Below are 16,288 nucleotides of genomic sequence, written 5' to 3'. Positions count from 1 at the left end.
GTGAGAGAAAGGTGGCACTCAGGCCACCTTAAGTAGACTAAAAACTATTGAGCTGAGCCGGTCCAGTTAAGCTCGATATCCCAAGGGAAAATCCCGTAAATGGCTTCGCCGATCACACCATCGTTGTCAGAATCGAGCGTTTTGAATTCAAGTCCAAAGCCAGTGTCAGTGATTTCAAATACGGTTTTAGTACGTGATTTTGGGAAACCATAAAGAGGATTATATGCTTGGAAGACATAATCGATTGTGTAGGTACCGTCGCCATTATCAGTGAGCGAGATTGGATCGTGAGCTTTATAACCTACGGGGAATGGAGCGAATGAGCTTTTGATAAAACCTGCATTTATCGTTACGGTTTTATTGTCAAAATCCCACTTCCAATCGTTACGTTGAGTACTTTTGGCCATCAAGCGATCTGAAGTTGTACGTACTTCTAACTGATAGTCACCGTTGTAAGAACCGCTAATTCCAGAGGTGCCTGCCGCAAATGCTGACGTAGACAAAAGTGCAAGTGAAAGAGCTGTTAACTTATGCATGATATTTCTCCATTTATTTATGCAAATGATTATTGTTCTCGTTTATTTTGTATCACGAAATACATTGCTCAAATGACAAATGTCAATTTGCTTACCAGTGGATGTAATACATGCCCTTGGCGAGAAAGATGATGCCAAGCATATGGATGAACACGCTTAAGTGTGTGTATTTAAAGCGCTTTGATGTCATGTTACCGCAGATAGAATATTTCATAGCGATAAGGAAATGTGTGAGTACGCTGATCGCAAGTAAGATTTTTATCGTTAACAGCGTTGAAAAAGGTGTAGCGAATAGCGAAGGAAGTGGACTGAGGTGTTGATAGCCCATCATAGCGCCTGTTATGAATAGTGTGGCCACAACAAATGGCATAATTTTACGACCACGCAAGTGGATGCCTTGCTCGACGAGTGACATGGTTTTTGCGGGTAAATGGGGTCGAATGCCTTCTAAAATCAAAACTTCAAAAGCGACAATGCCGATAAAAATAGCCGCACATAAAAGGTGTAAACCCACTAATACGCCGTAATGCATAACAACCGTCCTGAGATATTTATTTCTAGTATTGATATATGTGATAATAATTATCAATTAGATTACTGTTTCAATTCATTTCTCAAATGACATTTGTCAACTTGGTAAAATTCAATGGACGACAACACAGATAAACTCATACGCGGTTCTTTTATTTTTTCTGGTATTCCACTAGAAGCAAAAGTGGCTTTGTGTAAAGGCATGCAAGTTGTACATGTCAATCAAGGCAAGCACTTGTTTGAAGAGGGTATGACTGCTAAGCGTTTCTATATTGTGAAGTCGGGAGAAGTGAGTCTGTACCGATACTCGCCTGAAGGTGAAGAAAAAGTGTTCCAACTTTTGAAAGAGGGAGACAACATTGCGGAAGCTGTAATGTTTATGAAGCCAAGTGTGTATCCGCTAAGTGCTAAAGCAAAAGTCGACAGCGTGGTGCTCTCTTTTTCTCGAGAAGTGCTGCTTTCTTTCTGTGCCAATAATTCAGATTTTGCATTCTTATTGTTAGGTGCGATGGCGGCTAAGCTCAGTCAGGCAGTGAACCGTGTGGATCAATTGACCTTAAAAGGAGCGAATCAAAGGTTAGTTTCCTATTTGTTGGAATTGCATCAACATCAAGGTGCTGACTGGCTGAATTTACCGGTTGCTCATAGTGTGTTGGCCGGACAGTTGAATATCGCACCGGAGACCTTATCTCGACTGTTTAAAAAGCTAAAGCAAGAAGAAGTGATCAGCGGTAAAGGCAACGTGGTTGTATTACTCGACATTGATAAAATGTGTGCACTAGTCAACTTACCCAAACCATTCAATTCGCAAGGCTCAACATGTGCTGGAGAGTCGTGGGGTGGCTGTTGTAACCTTAATGGTCGTTGGCTCTAGGCTTGTTTGGCTTCGATACCTTTACTCCAACTGTGGTACCAATGCAGTAAACTGTCCAACGGACGGGGTTTGCAAATGAGAAAACCCTGCGCGATGATTTCCTGATAGTGGCTTTCGAGATAATCAAGGTCTTCAAATTCCTCAATGCCTTCGGCAATCAGTTTTACTGGAAGGTTTTCACAAATGTCATGCAAGGACTGAACGACAACTTGATTAAAGCGGTCATCATGAATGTTTGAGACCAAATTGCGGTCAATTTTCACCTCAGTAAAAGGTAAAGTTCGTAGTTGATGTAGGTTGGTAAACCCGGTACCAAAGTCATCGAGAGAGAGCCCGAAACCTTTAATACGAAAACGGTTTAAACATTCGAGTTGTGTGGTACTTTTCAACGCATACTCTTCGGTAATTTCAAGGATGATTTTAGCAGGGTCAATTTGTCTCTGGGAGATGGTCTCTAATAGCTTACTTGGAAAATTAGGGTTAACGAGTTGGGTTGGCGACAGATTGATGCCCAAATTAAGATGTGTGCCTAGCTCTTTTTGCAATACGGGCAGATCGGTGAGAGCTTTATCGACAATTTGATCGGTGATCATATCTAGCATGTGGTGCTCAGTCGCGGTATTAATAAAGCTACCGGGCAAGATGGCATTGGCTTCACCCGGCTTACATATCCGCGCAAGAACCTCTACGCTTGGGACATGCTTAGAAATGATGTCGATCTTCGGTTGGTAATATGGGGTCACATAACCAGCTTCGATGCAGCCAGCAAGTTCTTCCTTAGACATTTTGTCATAGTTGGAAAATGTCCGTTCTTCTATTTGAATAAGTTTTTTAATGGCTCGTTGGATGTGGCTAGGACTGATTGGCTTGGCGATATTGCCAATCAAACATACTTTGTGCTGTCTTGCGATTTCTGATGCTAGCTCCATAATGCGGTCTTCAAGTTCAGAAACGATGCAGACGCCCCCTTTATATCCCATTTGTCCTAATCGACGAATCACTTCCATTCCGTCTATTTCCGGCATATTAAGATCGGTAAATACTGCACGATATTTATTAGGATGACGCTGAATGTTATCGAGTGCTTTTAAAGGGTGTGTCGAGGTAACTACGTTGTTGTAGCCAAGCTCGGCAAGCATACTTTTCATCATGACTAGAATTGCTTGCGAATCATCGATGACAACAAAGTGTTCGTTTTTCATATACCAACCAATTCCGTTTGTTCGGCTTGAATTAACTTCTACTGCTTTAAATTTAGAAGCCGTACGGACAAAATCAATAAAAAAAGTAAGGAAAATGAGAGGTAAGCAGCGTTGTTCGACGATGGGAGGTACAGTTTTAATCAATTGAACTAAAAAGTGCCGACATGCATAAAAAGTATCGTGGTCGTGCATGTTACAGATATAAAAAACCGGCTAGTAAAAGCCGGTTTTTTTCGAGTGGGGGTCGAGTTAAACGTCGTAAGTTGTAGACGCTGTATCGCCGCCTGTACCAGTCCAGTTTGTGTGGAAGAATTCACCACGTGGACGGTCAGTACGCTCATAAGTGTGCGCACCGAAGTAGTCACGTTGAGCTTGAAGCAGGTTCGCTGGAAGGCGAGCTGTTGTGTAACCATCTAGGAACGACAGTGCCGAGATAGTACAAGGCATTGGGATACCTGACTCTAGCGATTTCGCCGCTACTTTACGCCATGCTGCTAGGCTGTTTTGTAGGATGCCTTTGAAGTAATCATCTGAACCTAGGAATGCGATGTCTGGGTTCGCTTCGTACGCATCACGGATGTTGCCTAGGAATGCAGAGCGGATGATACAACCACCACGCCACATTAGCGCTACGTTACCGTAATTTAGGTCCCAGCCATTCTCATTTGATGCTTCGCGCATTAGCATGAAGCCTTGAGCGTAAGAGATGATCTTAGACGCTAGAAGTGCTTGACGAAGTGCATCAACCCACTCTTGCTTATCACCTTCAACTGGCGTGATTGTCTTGCCGAATAGAGACTGTGCTTCAACACGCTGATCTTTCAGTGCAGATAGGCAACGAGAGAATACAGACTCAGAGATAAGCGTTAGTGGAATACCTAGGTCTAGTGCGTTGATACCAGTCCATTTACCAGTACCTTTTTGGCCAGCTGTGTCTAGGATCTTCTCAACTAGAGGCTCACCATCTTCATCTTTGTAGCCAAGGATGTCAGCAGTGATTTCAACAAGGTAGCTGTCTAGCTCAGTCTTGTTCCAGTCAGCGAATACCGCTTGCATCTCGTCAGCAGACATACCAAGACCGTCTTTCATGAACTGGTAAGCTTCAGTGATTAGCTGCATGTCACCGTATTCGATGCCGTTGTGAACCATCTTAACGAAGTGACCCGCACCGTCGTTACCAACCCAGTCGCAGCAAGGCTCGCCAGCATCAGTTTTAGCTGAGATGCCTTGGAAGATAGGCTTAACCGCTTCCCAAGCTTCAGCAGAACCACCTGGCATGATAGAAGGACCGAAACGCGCACCTTCTTCACCACCAGATACACCAGTACCGATGAAGTGGATGCCTTTTTCACGTAGTGCAGCAACGCGGCGGTTAGTGTCTGGGTAGTTGGTGTTACCACCATCGATGATGATGTCACCTTTGTCCAGTAGAGGTACTAGAGCTTCGATGAACTTGTCTACAACTTCACCAGCGCGAACCATTAACATCACTTTACGTGGCGCTTCTAGCTTTTCTACTAGCTCTTCAAGTGAGTATGCACCGATGATGTTAGTACCCTTTGCTGGGCCTTCTAGGAATTCGTCTACTTTCGCAGCAGTACGGTTGTGAGCAACCACTTTAAAACCGTGATCGTTCATGTTTAGGATAAGGTTTTGACCCATAACTGCTAGGCCAATTACACCGATATCACCTTTCATTGTTTCTCTCCAATCTTGCTTAATGGACGCTCGCATTACGCGATTTTTGCTGCTGCGTCAGAATCTAAGTACCACTCCGTTTCACCAGATTTTGACTGGATTTTGGCTGCAGGGTAAGGCAGTTCACTTGCAGGAGTAGTATGAATTTCGTTTACGATCTCAACTTTACCTGCACCCAGTACAAGGTAGCTGATCCGTTTTGCGGCTTCTAAAACTTTTGCTGTTTTAGATACGCGAATTTGGCCAGATTCAGGGTGAGTCGCTAATACTGATAGGTTCTCATCTTGATAGTTAGTTTGACCTGGGAATAGTGATGCAGTGTGACCATCAGCACCAACGCCCAATAAAATCCAATCGAATACTGGTGTGCCATTTTCAGTAGGGATAATGTCGGCCATTTCCTTTGCAAAGCGCTCAGCTTCTACTGGTGGCTCGTCTTCACCGCGGATGCGGTGGATATTTTCTGCAGGGATATTCACTTGACTGAAAAGTAGCGCGTTCGCTTCGCCATAGTTACTTTCGGCATCATCTGGAGCTACGCAACGTTCATCACCCCACCAAAAATGCAGGTTGTTCCATTGAATAGATGTCGCGTACGCTTCTGTTGCCAGTAGCTTAAACAGCATTTTAGGCGTGCTGCCACCAGAAAGTGAGATATGAATAGGGCGATTAAGTTCACTAAACGCCTTCATATCATTCGCTAGGCTTTCAACAACCTGATCGGCTGTTTGGAAGATCTTATGATTGATCATAATTCACAGTAATCCGTGTCTGTTAGGTTTTTACATGGGAAACGCCAAGCGCGACCATCACGTTGAAGTAGGTCGTCGGCTTCTTTCGGTCCCCATGTGCCGCAAGCATAACCAAATAGCGCTTGCGGATCTTGTTTGAAATCCAGAATAGGCTGAACGTATTTCCAACATGCTTCAACCGCATCACTACGTGCGAATAGGGTAGCATCACCATTGAGAGCATCAAGCAGAAGACGCTCGTATGCTGTTAGCATTTGAGTTTCTTGCAGATCCGCGTAATGGAAGTTCATCTTCACTTCTTTCGCTTTGAAACCCGCACCAGGCTCTTTCAAGCCAAAGCTCATTTGAATGCCTTCGTCAGGTTGAATACGGATGATTAGCTTATTCTCTGGTGCGTTTTGACCAAATACAGGGTGTGGAGTCTGTTTGAAATGAATCACTACCTCTGTCACGCGTGTCGGTAAGCGTTTACCGGTGCGCACGTAAAAAGGTACGCCGTTCCAGCGCCAGTTGTTGATATGCGCTTTCAAGCCTATATACGTTTCGGTTCGAGAGTCATCAGCAACACCGTTTTCTTCGCGGTAGCCGAGTAGATGTTGGCCACGTACGTCAGAAGCAGTGTATTGTCCCAAAACTAAGTTGTTACGTAAGTCTTCTTCCTCAAGTGGTTTCAGACATTGCAGTACTTTGACCACTTCATCTCGCATAGAGTCTGCGTTAATTTGTGCTGGTGGTTCCATACCGACCATCGCAAGTACTTGCAATAAGTGGTTTTGGAACATATCGCGCACTGCGCCTGAACCGTCGTAATAACCGCCGCGTTCTTCAACACCTAAAAACTCAGCACCTGTGATTTCTACGTAATCAATAAAGTTACGGTTCCACAGAGGTTCGAACATCGCGTTCGAAAAGCGGAAAACTAGCAGGTTTTGAACTGTTTCTTTACCAAGATAATGGTCAATACGGTAGATTTGATGCTCTTGGAAATGCTCGTGGATCTCTTTATCTAGCTTCTGAGCAGATTCCAAATCATAACCAAATGGTTTTTCAATGATGAGGCGTTTCCAGCCATCTTCCTCATTGTTCAGGCCATGAGCTGCAAGGCTTGCGGGAATCACGCTGTATAGGCTTGGTGGCGTTGCAAGATAGAAAAGCGTATTACGTTGTTCAAATTGATACGTATCGGCTAACTCGTCCAAACGTGCTGTCAGTTTGCTGTAATCAGCGCTATCTGAGGTATTAATCGATTGGTAGTGCAGATGGTTAATGAATGCGTTTAACGTTTCAGGCTGCGTATCTTCCATTTCCTGAAGCGATTTTTTTAATTTTTCTCTGTACGAAGCGTCGCTATATTCAGTGCGGCTTACTCCAAGAATTGCGAAATTCTTTGGCAATTGCTGACTTGCATAGAGGTGGTAGAGTGCAGGAATTAACTTACGATAAGTTAGATCGCCTGAAGCACCAAAAATAACGATGCTGCTGTTTTCTGGTATTACCATCATCTTTTCCCTTAAAAACGAGGTACTTCTAACGTGCCCGGATACGGCATAAGGATGAGCAAACCCTATCAATGACACTTCAAAATAGATAATCGGTCTTACCTATATCATTGATAGGTAAAACCTTACATGTGTTTTTGTGTTAATAATCAGTCCGACACGGAAGGGTATTTTCCACAACAAGTTGATATACATCAACTCCTGTGAAAGCAATCGTTTAAATATTGACATGATTTTTATTTATCTCATTGATAAGAAAGGAAAAGAATATACGACTTCTTTTTAGTGAATTATGAGTAGTAATGCCTTTCTTTGCCGTGTTTGGGGAATTATTAAAAAAGAAGTAAGTAAAACTTAAGCGCTTACCATGCATGCAGACTGATATTTCTTTGCTTTAGAACATATGAGAACATGACGCATTTCTATTAATGAAGAGGTTGGTATTGTTTGGCTAAAGAGACGTCTATCGAGCGTATCGGCAGTGTCCTGTTGTATATTGAGCGAAACCTTCATTTGCCTCTAGGTATTCATGATATTGCTGAGCGAAGTTGTTGGTCGCGTTGGCAGCTTCAACGGGTATTTCAAGGCGCATTAGGAATTAGCGTGGCGCAATATGTGCGAGAGTTAAAGCTAAGTGTCGCCGCAGAGATGTTGCTTGATTCTTCAACAAGGGTGATCGACATCGGTTTGGAATTAGGGTTTAGCTCTGAAATGAGTTTTAGCCGATCCTTTAAGCAAATGTTTGGTGTTAGTCCTCGAACCTACCGAAAACAACAGCAACGGACTGGGCTTAGAAAGCCAATTTTATTATCGCAGTTTGACGCCCTTGATACGACTCAGAAACGATTTGTCGAAGTTAGGGTAGAAACCAAACCAGCTTTCTTTATTAAAGGTATTCATGAGCCAATTAGTGGGCTGTTCTCACTGTCTCCAGATTTTGCAGAGAAAGTGCCGGCATTGTGGGAAAAACTTCATACGAACTATGGTCAGTTATTGACTGCTTATGACTTCTTTACCGGTGTCATCGATGTAACACAAGCGCATCTAGATGGCCGTCATTTGGAATATTGGGCTGGTGTTGAACTGGATTCATCCGTTGGTTTACCTGAGCTACCGCTGGTTTTATCGCCGAATCTGGCTTATCGCGAGATTCCGACACAAACATACGCCGTGATTAAGCACAAAGGGGATATTACAGAGCTGCCGGATGTATTGCGTTGGTTTATTTTTCATTGGTTACCAAGCTCATCTTACCGTGGCGTTGATGGGTATGAGCTTGAGCGTTATCCAGCAGATTTCGATATTCGTGATAGCGAATCGGAGATGGAGTACTGGATCCCTATTGAGAAAATGACAGATTAGTTGTTGTTTGCACCAAATTGTTAACTTTTATCAATTTCTTCCCTTTAGAATCTAAGTGATAATTATTCGCAGTTAATATTTTGGAGCCATAGGGAACCATGCAACTTCCAACTACTTTTCGATATTCAGCAGTTGCTTTAGCACTCTTAACACCTTTTTCAGCAACGGCTGCCGAGACAAACTCGCCTGAGACCAGTCAGGAAACCATCACCATCTTAGGAAAAGCTTACCGTAATACCGCAACAAAAACGGCATTAACACCAGAAGAAACACCCCAGAGTATTACAGTCATTGAAGGTGAACTGCTTGAGCAACGTGGGGTTAAGTCGCTAAATCAGGCACTTCGTTATGCGCCAGGTGTGGTGACAGAAAATAAAGGTAGTTCTGTCACTATGTACGACACTTTCCGTATTCGTGGTTTTGAAGCGAACCAAAGCTATTATGATGGGCTGTTATTGCAAGGCTTGAAAGGGTGGAACTTGCAGCCGCAAATTGATCCGATTGCACTTCAACAAATCGAGATCTTTAAAGGGCCAACTTCCGTCCTTTATGGTTCTATGCCTCCCGGTGGCATGATCAATATGATTGCGAAGTCGCCCCAACAGGAGCGAGCAACAAAGGTTGGTGTTGCAACAGGTTCGCGCAATTTGATGGAAGCATCAGTCGATACCACGGGTCAAATTGGTACCAGTGATTTTTCGTATCGTTTAATTGCATTAGCCAGAAAGCAAGATAGTGAGAGTGCTGTTGTAGAAGAAGAGCGATATCTAATTGCTCCTTCGGTTGACTGGCAGGTCAATGAGAATACGCTGATTAACTTCAATTTGTATTATCAAAATGACCCAGCAATGGGAATGAACAGCGCACTGCCAGCTTCTGGGATGTTTATTGCCAATCCTAATGGAACCATTTCACGTTCTACCTACGCAGGTGATAAAAATTGGAGCACCTTTGAGCGTAAGTTCTTGATGGCTGGTTATAAAATTCACCACGACTTTTCCGGAGGATGGACCTTCTTGCAAAATGCACGTTATACCGATGCAGAGTTGCTTCAGGAGAATACTTACCACACCTCAGCGAACTATAATCCTGCCAGTGGCACTTTAGTTCGTAATATCTACAGTACCGAAGAATCGTCAAAAGGATTTGTGATTGATAACCAGTTGTCTGGGCAAGTGAACTGGGGCCGTTGGGACCATAATCTGCTATTTGGCGCAGATTATCAGAAGCTAAAAGGAGACTCGGTTTACAAGGAGTATCAAACCAGTGATTTAGCGTTTTATCAGTTTAATATCTTTACACCAAATAATGACATGTTAGATCGCTCGTCGTTATCTGAAGTCTACAACGCAAAGGCGAATATTTCGGTCGAACAATTGGGTTTCTACTTCCAAGACCAAATGCGCCGTGGTGGGTTAGTGTTAATTGCAGGAGGCCGTTTCGATAACTACAAGTCTACGGATGATATGTTAAATGCAACTGCTGATGAATCTGCATTTTCTTATCGTGTTGGTGCTTTGTATGAATTTGAAAGTGGATTCTCACCTTACTTGAGTTATGCGACCAGTTTCCAACCTGTTGCTGGGACCAGTCAGTTTGGCCAAACCTTTAAGCCTGAAACGGGAGCTCAGGTTGAAGTCGGGGTGAAATACCAATCTGAAGATTACAGCAAAGAAGCTAACTTATCTGCTTTCCACATTGTGAAAAGTGATGTTGTGGTGACTGACCCAACATCCGCCAACTATCAGGATGACATTCAGGTCGGTGAAGTTCGCTCGCAGGGGATTGAGTTGGAAGGAAAAGCAATGCTTACAACGGCTTGGGATGTTTCTGGTAGTTATACCTATACCGATATGGAAATCACCAAAGACAGCAATAATGGTTTGCAAGGTACGACGCCAATTTATGTGCCCGAACATGCAGCCATGCTCTGGACAAACTATTACCTAGACTCTGGCGTGTTCGCCGGAACAAGAGTTGGGGGTGGCGTTCGATACGTTGGTTCGATGCAAATGGATGCAACAAATACGCAAGGCAAGGTGCCAGCCTATGCAGTGGCAGATCTCTCTTTAGGGTATGATCTCAGCAATGTGAGTGAAGCTCTAGCTGGGGCGCAGGCAAGTATTGTAGCGAACAACTTGTTTAACGAGGAATATTACACTTGTTATGACCAAAGCAACTGTTGGTATGGTGCAGAGCGTTCGTTTGAGCTAAATATTAATTACGAATTCTAAATTCAGCTACTGTAAAAAGCAGGCCATGTTGGCCTGCTTTTTTACGTTTAAGAAGCGCTTTAATGATGAATAATAGTAAGGTTGCTAGAATAAGCTACGCAGATATTGTTTTACTTGTTTAAGGTGATGTTCTCTGTCGATAGCATCTATCTGTTCAGGGGCTAAAAACTGATTGGCATACACTTGGTCGAGCTTATTTTGAAGGAACAGAAGATAGAGTTTAGGGTCGATGTGTCCGGTGGTTGCCATCTCCGTCATGATATTGATGGATTCACTGAGATTTTTCGCTTTTTTATATGGACGATCAGAAGACGTCAGGGCTTCAAAAACATCCGCAATAGCCATGACCCTTGCTGGTATAGAAAGCTGCTCTTCATTGAGACCTCTTGGGTAGCCTTTGCCATCCATTCTCTCATGGTGACCACCAGCTATTTCGGGAATATTTTTCAAATGTTCCGGATAGGGAAGACGCTTAAGCATAACGATAGTCTGAATGATGTGATCGTTGATGATAAAACGCTCTTCATCATTTAATGTCCCGCGACGTATCGATAAGTTGTATAGTTCGCCTCGGTTATACTTCAGTTCACCCGGAGCCAAAACAAACTCTTCCTGCCACATTTCAATAGGGTTTTCACCTTGCTCCCATTTCACTTGATGCACTTGTTTGTCGGATAATAAGTTTTCCCATACAGGTAACGTTTGTGGCTCACCGGCACGTTGTTGTTCTATCCATGATGTGCCAATTTGATCATCTAGCGTTCTTTTCCATTGACGGTTAGCAATTTGGTTGAGTCTTTTAATGCTCTCCTCATCCATAAACTCGCTCCCTACATTACATTCGGCAACAAAGACGAATTCATCATCGAGTTCCTGATGAGTTTTTGTTAATGCTTGTTTTAGCTCAGTTTCAACTCCTCCTTTACTAAGAGCTCTCCAGTATTCGACTTCTGCCTGTTGTTTTAGCAATTCAAAACGCATTCGTACTTCATGAATGCGGTCATAAATGGTTTCAAGTTTAGTGGCTTTATCGATGACATATTCTGGCGTGGTGACTTTTCCGCAGTCATGCAACCATGCGGCAAGGTGGAGCTCTTCCCATTGCTGGGGCGTCATTCCAAACTGTGGGAAGTAGTGGGTATCGTCTGCCGCAACTTGAGTGAGCAGTTTGGTCAAAACAGGGATTCTTTGGCAATGGCTTCCGGTATAAGGTGATTTGGTATCAATGGCAGATGCAATCAACTCGATAAAAGCATTGTGCATGGCTTTTTGTTGCAGCATTTGATCGATGTTTTCTTTTGCAATTTCAGCAAAACTTAACAGCTCTTTCAGAAATGCATGTTTGTCACTTTGTTCTGGAGTGATCGCGCGTTCATAACCTAGCAGTAAGATACCAACTAATTGCGTTTTCTTGTTTAGCAGTGGGAAAAAGTAAACGTCTGAATTATAGAAGCAATCTTTGTAGTTATTGAGTGCATTATCTTCTCGGTTTAGGTGGACTATCTCTCCTTTTTTTAAATCTGTTATCAACCATGCGGTTTCATTTAAAAACGTATTGATGTCTATTTTGAACGGAATAATGGCGTGATTGGCTGCTATTGTGAATTGCTGTTCACTTTCTGAATAGGCGAACAGCATGATGGTTTCTGCCCGCGTGACCATGTAACTTTGATGGGTGATGGTTTTGGCGAGTATTGTGAAATCCTGATTTGAGGCCGTCTCTCGGAGTAGTCGCAAAAGATCATGTAATGTGTGCTCCATCAGTTCGATGGATTGAGTCAGATTCGCAACTTCTTTGATCATACTCTTCGGATAACGTGTTTTTTTGAAATCAAATCGTGCGATGTCATCGGTCAATGCTACCAGTTTCTGCAAGGGGTTAGACAATCGAACTGCCACTAGCCAAACCACTAAGAAGCTTGCGAGCATCATGCTCAATGCAACCGTGATCTGCCGATCGCGCATTGAAAGCAAGTTTGATATGAGGTCATCTTGCGGGGTTGCTTCAGCTAATAGCAGCCTAACATGTTGATTTAGAGTGACAGGCGTTAATGTTACCGACCAAAGGTTTTTGTTGTCATCAACGGCGGTTTCGAAGAGTGATTGGCTGCTGACTCGATTCAAAATGTTGCGAAATACGCCCCCGAGAAGTTGATTGATAGTTGTGGCGTGGTCGCTACTTAAATCAATATTTGCTTGATGGTGGGCTAAGACTCGAAACTGATTATCAAACAACACAAGTTTGGAGTTGTTTGAATAACCAATTTTACTGATTTGGTCAGATAATGACTCTAAAGTAAAGTCGGCTCCGACCACTTTACTGCCATCTGGAGAGCGTCGAGAAAGTGTTACGCCGTTTACGTTCATTGAATAAAACAAATAAGGCTCGGTTAAGCGAATTTCTCCATCAAGATCAGCGTTGGTAAACCATGGCCGGACGCGAGGATCGTATTCATTATTGTGCTCTTTGGTATAGCCAATACGATTGTTATTTCCGTCTAAAAAGTGTTGTTCAATTAACCCTGACACATTTGAGTGTCGGATCATCAGCATTGCTTTTTCCGGAGCGTTAAACTGAGCTCTGTCACTGGTTGAACGTAATGGGCGTAGTAGTGTGAATACGCCGTTTTCGTTGCCATAAAATAGAGCGACCAAGTGACGATTACGTAGAAAAATAAGTTCAATGGCAGAAAGAAAGCGTTTATTTTTGTAGGGTGGTTTATTGTCTTCAATGACTTCACTTGTTGCCATGAAATCAAGTGTTGTTAGTATCGGTGCGGCATTCAATTTAAATTCAGATTCTAGTTTGCGTGAGTTTTCTCCGCTCACCTCTTCGGCGCTTCCAGAGAGAAGTTGTTGGGAATGATGGTAGCTAATTACAATTAATGTCAGCCCAACCAAAGTGGTCAGTGCTAAAAACAAGCTTGTGATGTGAATGCTTAAAGGGTAGCGACGCTTCTTCATGGCCTGTCCGATAACGTTTATCTCCATAAAAGTATTGACTAAAGCATCAGTGTTGCCAAAAAAGTCGCAATAAATTTCTATAAATGAGTTAGTTGATATTTTCACAAAACCGTCTAACGGCTCTCAATTCGATGAGCTTGTGGAGATGAGCACCCTAATTACACACCATTTGTCATGAAATGTGCCTATAACTTAAATGAATCATAAAAATTGGAGATAAATTGGGTAACGATATGATGACGTTGAACTATCAGATCGAGATTGCTACATCGGCTGAAAAACTATGGCAAGTAATAACGGAACAAGAAAGCTATTCTCAGTGGGCGAAAGTATTCTCTCCTGATTCAAAAATGGATGGGCGTTGGGTTGAAGGGGAAAATCTCGCCTTTTATGATCCGAATGTCGGTGGGTCTCGAGCGGTTATCGATCGGTTAGAGCCCCACAAAGTGATTGAATATCATCATGTCGCAATATTTACGCCGGATAACGTAAAAGATATTGATAGTGATGTCGCAAAGAAGTGGATTGGTTCAAGGGAAGAGTATGAGATCGTTTCTTTACAAGAGAGCGTGTTATTGAAGGTTACGGTCCATACCCATCCTGATTTCGTGAGTATGTTTAATTGTGGTTGGGAAAAAGCACTACCTTTAATTAAGCTCATCTCTGAACAAGCATCTTGAAGCCACTTTAGTATAAAATAACCAAAACTTACCGATATAGATAAAATCATGAAACTTGCTGTTGATACCCATACACACACTTATGCGAGTGGCCACGCTTATAGCACATTAATTGAAAACGCTAAATCGGCCAAAGATAATGGTTTGGCTATGTTCTGTACGACAGACCATTCAGAGTCTATGCCAGGTGCTCCTCATTACTGGTTTTTCTCAAATCAGCGTGTTCTGCCACGATTTTTAGAAGGGATCGCGGTTATTCGTGGTGTCGAATCTAATATTCTTAACCGAGAAGGGGAGATTGATATTCATCATACGGTGGATAAAAACCTTGATTGGGTTATTGCGAGTTTTCATGAACCGGTTTTTCGCCCTGCAGACAAAGATGAACACACTGAAGCGCTGATCAACGTGATTAAGTCTGGGCGAGTCGATGCCTTGGGACATTTAGGTAACCCCAATTTTGATTTTGATTTTCGAACGGTACTGGAATGCGCCAGGGAGCATAACGTTGCCATTGAAATTAACAACACGACGTTGAAAGGTAACAGCCGTGTTGGGAGTGTCGACCGCTGCCATGAAATTGCCCATGCAGGAAAAGAGATAGGTGTCTTTTTTACGACAGGGAGCGATGCGCATTTTTGCCATGATGTTGGTAACTTGTCTTTGGTCGCTGAATTGATGGAAGAGGTCGGGATTAGCGCAAGTAATGTGATTACTCACACCCCTAGGCAGTTTCTCAACTTCTTAGAGCTACGTGGGCGTAAACCCATTGTGGAATACGCAGAGCTGTAACTCTTTGGGTTCTTCTCCAAATGAAAGCCTATACGCTGATGTATAGGCTTTTATTTTCTCGACCGCAATTGCTTCTTTCTCATCTTGATACAAAATCACGTTCAACATCCCCCCATATTTTGATTAAACTGGCAGCTTAGTTTCTATAAAACAAATAACAAAGAAGTGTACGATGATGAGAAAGTTAATTTTGTTTGGTGCATTACTCATGTCACCATTAAGTATGGCCTCTGATTTCGACTTAAAAGCAACCATGAAGCAGATGAAAGTCGAATTTAAGAGTGCAGCAGAAGCTCAAAGCCTAGAAGAAATGGACTCAGCATTAACCAATTTGTCTGATTTAGTCGCGTTGTCGAAGAAAGGTGAATATCCACCAGAAAAACAGGCTATTTACTTTGAAGGCTTTAATAAGCTTTCTAAAGCCATTGAACGCGTAGAAACTCAGTTAGATAACGGTAACTTTGACCAAGCTAAAGAATCCTTACAAGAAATTGATGCACTAAGAGTTGAATACCACGACAAACGTAATCCAAGCATCTGGCAGCGATTGTTTGGTTAATGTGTTTTCAAGGTTGTGATTGTGTTAGCAACTTGAAGCGACAATGCTGCGCTAAAGGTAGGTGTGTAGTATAGTCTGCGGCTCATTTTATAGGGATTGTAAATGAGTTTCAGAGTCCAAAATTACAGAGCGATGTTGCTACTAAGTGCCTTAAGTTGGGCTTTAGTGACCTTGATGCCTGTGATTAATGCACACGGTAGTAGTGCCGGTGTTTGGGCAACGTTGTGTACACTCAATGGTTTTGAATTGGTTCAAATAGAAGAAGGAGAGGTTAACTCTTCTTCCCATGCTAAAGCCTGTCCATTTGGTCACTTTTCTTCTTTTCATCAAGACAAACTTCCAACCACTCACACAAGCACCAATGCTGTTTATGCTCATGCTCGTCAGTATGTTTATTTGGCTCTAAACATACGATTTGAACAGCATATTCCTCGTGCACCACCACAATTGACGATTTCTTAATTTTATCAAGCGCCATTAGAGCGCATGAGTAAAGTCATAACTCTTTCATCTGTCGTTATCAGATGATTGAATCTTGTGTATTTAGAGATTTGTGCATTGGAAACAAAATCATTGCTCATCATTCTTTACGTGCAATTCTCTAC

At 42.8% G+C, this 16,288-nt stretch carries 14 protein-coding genes; 7 read left to right on the top strand and 7 right to left on the bottom strand.

The features are described from left to right. Positions 1-44: 44 nt before the first annotated feature. A complete protein-coding gene (locus ACQEXU_RS03725; RefSeq protein WP_367989621.1) occupies positions 45-536 on the bottom strand; it encodes a hypothetical protein in 492 nt (163 codons plus the stop codon). Positions 537-627: 91 nt separating this feature from the next. Next, entirely contained in the window at positions 628-1,068 is a 441-nt protein-coding gene (locus tag ACQEXU_RS03720; protein WP_367989622.1) for a CopD family copper resistance protein, read from the bottom strand. A 114-nt stretch (positions 1,069-1,182) separates the two neighbouring features. Here ACQEXU_RS03720 and ACQEXU_RS03715 point away from each other — a divergent pair, with 114 nt between their 5' ends. Further along, a complete protein-coding gene (locus ACQEXU_RS03715; RefSeq protein WP_427009733.1) occupies positions 1,183-1,941 on the top strand; it encodes a Crp/Fnr family transcriptional regulator in 759 nt (252 codons plus the stop codon). Here ACQEXU_RS03715 and ACQEXU_RS03710 read toward each other — a convergent pair. The 4 genes from ACQEXU_RS03710 to zwf form a co-directional block, all read right to left on the bottom strand. Further along, positions 1,938-3,143 (bottom strand): EAL domain-containing response regulator, encoded by a 1,206-nt coding sequence (locus ACQEXU_RS03710; protein ID WP_427009732.1) that lies wholly within the window; start codon positions 3,141-3,143, stop codon positions 1,938-1,940. The two genes, ACQEXU_RS03715 and ACQEXU_RS03710, sit on opposite strands and share 4 nt — an antisense overlap. Before the next feature lie 249 nt (positions 3,144-3,392). After that, on the bottom strand, positions 3,393-4,841 hold the full coding sequence (gene gnd, locus ACQEXU_RS03705; RefSeq protein WP_427009731.1) for a decarboxylating NADP(+)-dependent phosphogluconate dehydrogenase: 1,449 nt from the start codon (positions 4,839-4,841) through the stop codon (positions 3,393-3,395). 35 nt (positions 4,842-4,876) lie between these two features. Then, positions 4,877-5,593 (bottom strand): 6-phosphogluconolactonase, encoded by a 717-nt coding sequence (gene pgl, locus ACQEXU_RS03700; RefSeq protein WP_427009730.1) that lies wholly within the window; start codon positions 5,591-5,593, stop codon positions 4,877-4,879. Further along, positions 5,590-7,092 (bottom strand): glucose-6-phosphate dehydrogenase, encoded by a 1,503-nt coding sequence (zwf, locus tag ACQEXU_RS03695; RefSeq protein ID WP_427009811.1) that lies wholly within the window; start codon positions 7,090-7,092, stop codon positions 5,590-5,592. The genes pgl and zwf overlap by 4 nt, the downstream gene beginning before the upstream one ends. Before the next feature lie 447 nt (positions 7,093-7,539). Here zwf and ACQEXU_RS03690 point away from each other — a divergent pair, with 447 nt between their 5' ends. Both ACQEXU_RS03690 and ACQEXU_RS03685 read left to right on the top strand, forming a co-directional pair. Then, complete coding sequence (locus ACQEXU_RS03690) at positions 7,540-8,454, top strand: AraC family transcriptional regulator (protein ID WP_427009729.1); 915 nt, start codon at positions 7,540-7,542, stop codon at positions 8,452-8,454. A 98-nt stretch (positions 8,455-8,552) separates the two neighbouring features. After that, positions 8,553-10,688 (top strand): TonB-dependent siderophore receptor, encoded by a 2,136-nt coding sequence (locus ACQEXU_RS03685; RefSeq protein ID WP_427009728.1) that lies wholly within the window; start codon positions 8,553-8,555, stop codon positions 10,686-10,688. A gap of 84 nt (positions 10,689-10,772) precedes the next feature. On the opposite strand, the gene ACQEXU_RS03680 is transcribed toward ACQEXU_RS03685, so the two are convergent. Continuing rightward, the gene (locus ACQEXU_RS03680; RefSeq protein WP_427009727.1) at positions 10,773-13,652 is read right to left on the bottom strand and encodes an HD domain-containing phosphohydrolase; all 2,880 of its coding nucleotides are present in this window, start codon (positions 13,650-13,652) and stop codon (positions 10,773-10,775) included. Between the two features lie 233 nt (positions 13,653-13,885). Here ACQEXU_RS03680 and ACQEXU_RS03675 point away from each other — a divergent pair, with 233 nt between their 5' ends. The 4 genes from ACQEXU_RS03675 (at position 13,886) to ACQEXU_RS03660 (ending at position 16,145) form a co-directional block, all read left to right on the top strand. After that, positions 13,886-14,332, top strand: coding sequence for an SRPBCC family protein (locus tag ACQEXU_RS03675; RefSeq protein WP_427009810.1), 447 nt, complete (start codon positions 13,886-13,888; stop codon positions 14,330-14,332). Between the two features lie 48 nt (positions 14,333-14,380). After that, a complete protein-coding gene (locus tag ACQEXU_RS03670; protein ID WP_367989629.1) occupies positions 14,381-15,124 on the top strand; it encodes a phosphatase in 744 nt (247 codons plus the stop codon). Positions 15,125-15,299: 175 nt separating this feature from the next. After that, complete coding sequence (locus ACQEXU_RS03665; RefSeq protein WP_427009809.1) at positions 15,300-15,683, top strand: cytochrome b562; 384 nt, start codon at positions 15,300-15,302, stop codon at positions 15,681-15,683. A 102-nt stretch (positions 15,684-15,785) separates the two neighbouring features. Next, positions 15,786-16,145 carry a hypothetical protein gene (locus tag ACQEXU_RS03660; protein WP_427009726.1) on the top strand — a complete coding sequence of 120 codons (360 nt, stop codon included), beginning with the start codon at positions 15,786-15,788 and terminating at the stop codon, positions 16,143-16,145. Positions 16,146-16,288: the final 143 nt, after the last annotated feature.

Origin of the sequence: Vibrio sp. TRT 21S02 (genome assembly GCF_050113675.1) — a bacterium.
GTDB lineage: Bacteria > Pseudomonadota > Gammaproteobacteria > Enterobacterales > Vibrionaceae > Vibrio.
Note: the sequence above shows the minus strand (reverse complement) of the source record. Positions and strands in the feature narration are given on the sequence as shown.